6 protein-coding genes are annotated in these 7,839 nt (G+C 57.0%); 2 read left to right on the top strand and 4 right to left on the bottom strand.

Features of this window, described 5'->3' with window-relative positions:
- On the top strand, positions 1-464 hold a 464-nt coding region (locus tag AAC035_RS16000), incomplete at its 5' end, for a zinc-binding dehydrogenase (RefSeq protein WP_339805895.1).
- Positions 465-571: 107 nt separating this feature from the next.
- On the opposite strand, the gene AAC035_RS15995 is transcribed toward AAC035_RS16000, so the two are convergent.
- The 4 genes from AAC035_RS15995 to mqo all read right to left on the bottom strand — a co-directional run bounded on the left by AAC035_RS15995 (position 572) and on the right by mqo (position 6,589).
- Complete coding sequence (locus tag AAC035_RS15995) at positions 572-1,288, bottom strand: DUF1194 domain-containing protein (protein WP_339805893.1); 717 nt, start codon at positions 1,286-1,288, stop codon at positions 572-574.
- A gap of 263 nt (positions 1,289-1,551) precedes the next feature.
- Positions 1,552-3,552, bottom strand: coding sequence for a hypothetical protein (locus AAC035_RS15990; protein ID WP_339805897.1), 2,001 nt, complete (start codon positions 3,550-3,552; stop codon positions 1,552-1,554).
- 84 nt (positions 3,553-3,636) lie between these two features.
- On the bottom strand, positions 3,637-4,875 hold the full coding sequence (locus AAC035_RS15985; protein WP_339805891.1) for a carboxylate--amine ligase: 1,239 nt from the start codon (positions 4,873-4,875) through the stop codon (positions 3,637-3,639).
- 229 nt (positions 4,876-5,104) lie between these two features.
- Positions 5,105-6,589: a malate dehydrogenase (quinone) gene (gene mqo, locus AAC035_RS15980; RefSeq protein ID WP_339805889.1), complete on the bottom strand. Its 1,485-nt coding sequence runs from the start codon at positions 6,587-6,589 to the stop codon at positions 5,105-5,107.
- Between the two features lie 251 nt (positions 6,590-6,840).
- Between mqo and AAC035_RS15975 the strand changes: the two genes are divergently transcribed.
- Complete coding sequence (locus AAC035_RS15975; protein ID WP_339805886.1) at positions 6,841-7,827, top strand: calcium/sodium antiporter; 987 nt, start codon at positions 6,841-6,843, stop codon at positions 7,825-7,827.
- Positions 7,828-7,839: the final 12 nt, after the last annotated feature.

Raw genomic sequence — 7,839 nt, 5'->3', positions numbered from 1 at the left:
GAATCAGTGGCAACCTTGGTCTGGAATACGCAGCCAGACAGCTGGGCGCTACCGACGTCGTTAACCCCAACGATTACGACAAGCCGATCCAGGAAGTGATTGTCGATATGACTGATGGCGGCGCCGACTACACCTTCGAGTGTGTTGGCAACGTGAAGCTGATGCGCGCGGCACTGGAGTCGTGCCACAAGGGCTGGGGTGAGTCCATCATCATTGGCGTGGCCGGTGCTGGCGAAGAAATCAGTACACGGCCGTTCCAGCTGGTGACCGGCCGGGTCTGGCGCGGTTCAGCCTTCGGTGGCGTGAAAGGTCGCAGCGAGCTGCCCGGTTACGTGGCGAAAGCCCAGAGTGGGGAGATCCCGCTGGACGTCTTTGTCACTCACAACATGAAGCTGGAAGACATAAACCAAGCCTTTGACCTGATGCACGAAGGCAAGAGCATCCGCACCGTTATCCACTTCTGAGAGACCGTGAACAGAAAAGGGGAGCAGCCGTCCGGCTGCTCCCCTTTTTTTGATCACTTGCCAAACCCTGGATAGAAAACGCTGATAGCCGCGTCTTCGGTGTCAGCTCAGGCAAGGCGACGCCTTGCCACCAGCCCCAGCAGCCCCAGCAGCAACAGTGCAGCGCCTGCCGGCTCGGAAACCGGAATCCCGATTTCACGGCCAAGTTTCAGCTTCAGGACTTCTTCGAAGTTTTCGAAACTGGAGGCCGCCAGGCCGAAGGAATCCGGACCATATTCGAAGTTGATGTTCGCAGCGGGACCAATACCGATGGTGTTCACCACGTCAGCTGCGCCGTTTTCAACAGCCCAGGCGGACGTACCCATGGTGCCTTCAGGGCCTGCGGGGTTGACGCCGGTATTCCAGCCACCGTCCGTGGACACGTCGATGATCGCTCTGTCAGCGGTGCCGGTGAAGGTCTCTTCGGCCCTGATAATGCCACAGGAGATGCAAGTGGAACCACCGTTACCACTTTGGCTGAGCGTCAGGAAAAATGACACCAGATCCGCCTTGGCAGTGACATCGTTGATCAATGTCATCCCACGTACTACGGAAGCGGAGCTTCCGAAACGGACCACCGAGACAGCCACAGAGCCATCGGCAGGCAGAATAGCGTTTATGGCGTTGGAGTAGCCCTGCCTCTGAAGATTCCATTCCGAACCGTTGATGCTGCCGGAGGCGTCAACCACCAGTGCAAGCTCAATAACCCCGGCACGGGCAGCAAATGGTAAAACAAGGGAAACCGACAGGAGTATTGCAGTGAGTGTAACTTTCAAGCGTTTCATAGAGTATTCCTTCACGTTGCTCGATGTCTCAGTACATTTGAATGTACCGATAAGCAGAATCAAACCGCTCGGATTCCGACTTCCTTAACGGGAACTAATCAAAGGCAAGTTAAGGGCCACCTATAAAAAATTTATTTTAAATTAATCATTTGATAATTTTCTGATCGCGCTCACCGCCAAAAGTGTAAAAATACCTGACATGAAAAAGCCGGAGCGGGCTACCCGATCCGGCGATGTGATCAATCCTTTTCCATCAGCATGCCCTAAAAAGCACCCGGATCTGCCTGCAACGCCAGCGCTGGTACCCGGTCCGCTCCCCAGCTCTGGTGCACCTTCTCGGTTATCCTGTCGAGGTCTTCCTGGGGCACCTTTTCCGGATTGCCTTTCTCCAGCGGATCAAAATGGAAGATGTACAGACGGGAAGCAAATTCCTCGAATGGCAGTGAGGCTTCGCCGAAGCGTTCACCGTTGCCTGAGGTGCTGACCACGATACCATCGCCCCAGTTCTGGCCGCTGTCGTTGTTGGGATTGAAGAAGTAGACCCGCATGACATCCTGCTGGTCCAGTCCTACCCGGAGGACGGTGATAGCATGCCAGCCGATAAACCGGGCGGCGCTGTCGGTCACCGCCACACCTGCCGGCTGAGGATGGATCAACGGCTGACTGCCATTATAGTAAGGGTGATAGCTGACGTAGAAGTGACGCAGAAAGCCGTCAAGATCCTCAAGGTGCCCAGTCGCCACATCAACATTGATGCGAAAGCCCCGTCCCGACCACCAGCCATGAAATTCGGGATTGACCCAACGGTGCGGATCCCCTTCCCGGCCAATACACAGGCGGCCCATCTCGGCGTAAATCCGGTCCAGATGAGGCACCACAATCAATGAGACCGGGTCGAGATCGAGCGCAATAGTGGCGGCAACACCTGCCCCGCTATCGCGGGAGGAAACCGGCTGCCCTTCAAAATGCATCACAATTTCGTCGTCACGGGCGGCCCAGGCCACCATCTGCAACAGATAGTCAGGATCGTTGTAGGCCCACATGGAGAGCGCCCGCGCCGACTGACAGGTGGGGTTATTACCCTGCCCCACTCCCAGTGGCTGACCCAGCATGGACAACACGCCCTGCACCAGCCAGGCCCGGGGCGACGGTGTCGGCCCGAACACCAGCTGCAGACGGTCTGCGGCAACGTCGGACAAAGGCAGCTTCAGTTGTCGCCACAGTGCCGGCGCAACTGCGGTCTGATAGAGAATACCCCGTTCAAGCAGCAGCGCCAGCCCATAGAGGCCCTGGCAGGTTTCCGGATACAGGGCATCACGGATCAGGGCGTGCACCAGATTCTGGTAGCAATACAGGCAGTCACGACCGGTTCCCGAAAGCCCCAGAGCTTCTGGCAGCAGCACACTGTTGTCATCCAGCAGATACCGGACCAGCGCCGCATGGTAGGGCGAAACCAGCCCGGTATCGTGCATGGCCCGGGCGCAGCCGGTTGCTTCACCTTGCAGGGCGACGTTGTCCATCGCCTCCAGACGCTCAAGGTAGACGGCAATGCCAGGATCTTCGCGGCAGGCCTGGGTCGGCCCGAACAGACTGCTGATCAGGCGGTCGGCGCCCTGGCCACTGCCACCCAGCTCAAGATCAGGGTTGGCCCGGCACACCGCAATCTGGGTGATCATCCGCCGCACATCCGCCAGCTGGATCGGGCGCTGCCGCAGAATCCGCCAGATTTCATCAATCAGCTGGTCAATGACGTGTTCATAGCCGATGCCCTCCGCCAGATGACGGATCACATGGCGACTGACCATGGCCAGCTTGCCCTGCTGCTCACGCTCCGCCTCATTGGGCGTGCTGAACAACATCTCCAGATTGATGGCCAGCACCTGGGTCAGGTAATGGTGAGCCTGCTCAGAGGAGATCGAATGAGGCTGGTAGTGACCGTTGGCAACCGCCAGTAACCGCAGTTCGCTGAGCGCCTCGATGACCACCACTTCCATCTGCGGGCTGCGCAGTGAACCGGTGGTCAGTGAGGGCATCAGAATCTGCGGATTGGCCCAGTCGGTGCCTTCAAACACACCGGCGGCTTCGATAGCGGCGGCCCGGGCCTCAATGACCTCGCAACCGCCCTCTATCATCAGTACCTGCCGCGCACTGTCCAGCAATCGTGGCAGCTTGGCTATCCGTGTTACCGAGGGACTGTCCGTGGACAACCGGATGGCATCATCCAGTCGCTTGACACGGATATCCAGCTTTTGCCGGACACTCAAGTCCGGTGACTGCTCTTCTTCGTTATGACTCAAACCTTGTTTCCTCAGATTCCAGCGGGAATCCTGATAGTTGGTTCAGGTCGATTATACATAGAAGTCGAGATCTTCCTGAGCCGCAAGCAGATCACGCATACGATAAGGGTCGTCACCGAAGAAGTAAATCAATCCCCAGTGAGTACCGAAAGCGGTACGCTTGGTGACCGTCTCTTCAACGGGTGGCGTGAGTTCGTGAGACTCAAAATACTCGTGATCTTCCGTTGCCTCGGGTATTTCCAGCTTGCTGACCACCCGACGACGGGGGTACACACCGAAACAGCCGGCATAACCCTTGGCATCAACCACCTCTTTCGGGAAGAAGGCAGTGATTTCTTCTTCGGTGGTTTTTGGATCAAAGGACAGAATCAGACCCTGATAGGCGTTAAAACCGTAGGCCCGCTCCAGCAGTTCAAAGACCTTGAATCCGGGCGGACGATACGCCACCTCACCAAAGTACATGGTGCCGTCGCTGGTCACGAAGTATTCCGGATGCACAAAACCAAAGTCGATATCGAAGGTCTTGATCAGCCGCTCGATCTGTTCAACGATCTGCGGGCGGTATATTTCCAGGTCGGGGGTTGCCGGCACGAATACCGAATAGCCCAGGCGGACGTATTCAGAAATATTCAGGAACCGGATCTTGCCGTTGTGGACCCAGGCTTCCACCGCAAACTCCCAGCCGTCGAGGTGAGATTCCATCAGTACCGGGAATTCCTCATCAGGTATGGTATCGACCTCATCCGGCGTGCGGATCACCCGGTGACCCAGGCAACCAGCCTTGTCGAAAGCCTTGAGGTGAATCGGGTCATTGGGGTCGCCATCCAGCTTGAGCAGGGTCTGGTTGACCCGCTTCAGAAAACGGATAACGTCATCGCGATCGTGGGCCTCTTCAAAAATGCCGACACGGATACCGCCCAGCTGGGCCCGGCGTTTCATCAATGCCTTGTCGCGCAGCAGCATGGCCTGACCGAATAGACGCGGGTTATCGAGCAGCACCGAGTTGATGGCGCCGGCCCACTCCACTGTTTCCTCAAACAACGGAATGGACACGTCGACACCCATTTCCTTGAGCGTCTGTGCGATTTCGACCGAACGGTCGTTCAGCCGCTCAAAATTCCAGGGCACGTAAGGAATGTTGTGTTCGGTGCAGTAAGCCTCCGCCCAGTCCGGAGCCACCACCACGTAACGGCGGTCAAAGGTCTCTGCGGCTTCGATAGCGTTGAGGCTCCATCCCAACAGTGCAACAAACCCTTTTTCAGGGTTAATGCGGGATTCACGGTTGGTCATACGCAGTCCTCGTTAAAAATTGAACTACCAACCTACAGAGTTTGGATGACAATTAATAATCGGATGCTTATGAATAAATTACGAATTTTCGCCAGGGGCCTGATATAAAAGGTGAATCCCGTCACAAAAAAAATGATATTAAATCAGGATATAAGTGATTTTTTTATACCATAAAGATATAAGAGCTTGCCGGTCAGACTCCGGCAAGCTCATTACGGAGGGGCGTTTCTCAGGGCTTGAGCTGCAGTGTCGACAGCGTCCGCTCACGCACATCCAGCAACAGCTGTTCGTTATCCACCAGCGACTGACCGTAGGAGGGAATCAGCACCCGCAGGCGCTCCTGCCATTCCGGTGATTTGGTACGCTCCGGGAAACAGCGCTCAATCACATCCAGCATGGCGTGAGCCGCCGTAGACGCGCCCGGCGAAGCCCCCAGCAGGGCCGCCAGGGTACCGTCCTTCGCCGCCACGATTTCGGTGCCGAACTCCAGTTTGCCGCCGCCGTCTTTGGTACGCTTGATGATCTGGACCCGCTGGCCGGCATCCTGCAGCTTCCAGTCGTCCTCGTTGGCATCCGGAAAGTAATTTCGCAGGGCGGCGACCCGGTCGCTGTGAGACTGGAACACCTCGCCGATCAGGTATCGGGTCAGGTCCATATTGCTTTTGCTGACGGACAGCATGGGCACCAGGTTGGTGGGCTTGACCGATCCGAACAGGTCGAACATCGACCCCTGCTTCAGAAAGCGGGTGGTGAAGCCCGCAAACGGACCAAACAGCAAAGCCGGCTGGCCGTTGATAATGCGGGTATCCAGGTGTGGTACCGACATCGGTGGCGCGCCAATGGGAGCCTTGCCATACACCTTGGAGTGATGCTGTTTGACGATTTCGGGCTTCTGGCAAACCAGCCACTGCCCGCTGACCGGGAAGCCGCCGTAACCCCTGGCTTCATCAATGTCCGATTTCTGAAGCATCGGCAAGGCACCACCACCGGCCCCCAGAAACACAAAACCGGCCTCCAGTTTGGTGGTTACGCCGGTTTTCTGGTCCTTGACCCGGACTTTCCAGCGGCCATTGTCACGTTTTGCCATCCAACTGACGGCATTGCTCAGCATCAGTTCAAAATTCGGCGTGGTTTCCAGATACTTCACCATGCTGCGGGTCAACGACCCGAAATCCACGTCGGCGCCGTGCCTGACCCGGGTTGCCGCTACCCGTTGCATGGGGTCACGATGTTTCACCACCAGCGGCATCCACTCGGCCAGGTCCGCCGGCGATTCGGTGTATTCCATCTCCCGGAACAGATGATGCGCACTCAGTCGCTGATGACGGCGCTTCAGAAATGCCACATTCTTTTCACCCCAGACAAAACTCTGGTGTGGCGTGCGGTTAACAAAGGTTGAGGGCGCAGGCAACATGCCCTGCTCCACGAGATAGGACCATAACTGAAGAGAGACTTCGAACGAGGCGTTGATTTTCAGCGCCCTCTCAATCTCAACATCACCATCGTCCGTTTCCGGAGTGTAATTAAGTTCACAATAACCGGCATGGCCGGTACCCGCGTTGTTCCATCCGTCTGTGCTTTCATGGGCGACGTGATCGAGACGTTCAACCATGACGATGTCCAGGGACGGATCCAGCTGCCTGAGCATCATGCCGAGTGTGGCGCTCATGACGCCACCTCCGACCAGCACTACATCTGCCTGTCTTACGGCCATTAGCTAGTCACCTTAGCAAGTTTTAGAACTGGTCAGGCCCGCCACGATCAGCGGCAAGCCTGTTTGAAATTTGCGACATTATCGCGGTTTTCAGCGGGATAATGAAATGCAGACACCGCCACTTTAGTCGGATACCCAAATCCGGATACTCTCCAATCATCGGTGAAACAGCCATAGTGGATTATGCTGTGGTTACGCTGTATAAAGCCGGACTGGCTCACTTTCTTCCTGTCAGGGTAAAGGATTTTCCAATGATTCTGGCTCTTCTCGCTATTGTTGCAGGCCTGGTACTGCTGGTCTGGAGTGCAGATCGTTTTGTCGACGGTGCGGCGGCCACGGCGGGGCACCTGGGTATGCCCCCTTTGCTTATCGGTATGGTGGTGATTGGTTTCGGCACATCTGCGCCGGAGCTGGCAGTGTCGGTAATGGCAGCTGCGGACGGCAACCCGGGGCTTGCGCTGGGTAATGCCTACGGTTCCAACATCACCAACATCGCGCTGATCATTGGCCTGGTTGCGCTGATCAGCCCCATTGATGTGCACTCTGGCATTATCAGAAGAGAACTGCCGATTCTGCTGGGGCTTACCCTGCTGGCCGGGTGGCAGCTGATCGACGGTTCTCTGTCGCGCACCGATGGCTGGGTGCTGCTCGCGGTATTTTTTGCGGTAATGGGCTGGTCAGTGGTTCAGGGCATCCGGGGCAAGGACGACGCCCTGACCGGACAATCCGAGGCTGAGCTGCTGGAGCAGCCGATGCCATTGAAGCGCGCTGTGATGTGGCTGATTGTTGGCCTGCTGCTGTTGCTGGTCAGTTCCCGACTGTTGGTCTGGGGGGCCGTCTATATCGCTCAGGCGCTGGGGGTCAGCGATCTGATCATTGGTCTGACCATTGTCGCCATCGGCACGTCCCTGCCCGAACTGGCCGCCGGCCTGGCCTCGGTGCGCAAGAACGAACACGATCTGATTCTGGGAAACATCATCGGGTCCGGTATTTTCAACACCCTGGCGGTGGTGGGTATTGCGGCAACGATCCAGCCGTTGGCAGTAGAGTCGGTATTACTGCATCGGGACTGGATGCTGATGGCCGCACTCACCCTTGGCCTGCTGATCATGGGCATGGGATACAGGGGCCGCAAGGGGCGTATCAACCGGGTGGAGGGCGCCTTCCTGGTGGCCATCTACATTGGCTACACCGGCTACCTGGCGTCTACCGTGATTCGCCAGGTGCCGGCAATGTGAAGCTGGCCGCGT

The organism is uncultured Marinobacter sp. (genome assembly GCF_963974375.1).
Classification (GTDB): Bacteria; Pseudomonadota; Gammaproteobacteria; order Pseudomonadales; family Oleiphilaceae; genus Marinobacter.
Note: the sequence above shows the minus strand (reverse complement) of the source record. Positions and strands in the feature narration are given on the sequence as shown.

Coding starts and splice junctions, on each gene's coding strand:
- AAC035_RS15995 (WP_339805893.1), bottom strand. CDS start 1,288: ATGAAACGCTTGAAAGTTACACTCACTGCAATACTCCTGTCGGTTTCC.
- AAC035_RS15985 (WP_339805891.1), bottom strand. CDS start 4,875: ATGACCAACCGTGAATCCCGCATTAACCCTGAAAAAGGGTTTGTTGCA.
- mqo (WP_339805889.1), bottom strand. CDS start 6,589: ATGGCCGTAAGACAGGCAGATGTAGTGCTGGTCGGAGGTGGCGTCATG.
- AAC035_RS15975 (WP_339805886.1), top strand. CDS start 6,841: ATGATTCTGGCTCTTCTCGCTATTGTTGCAGGCCTGGTACTGCTGGTC.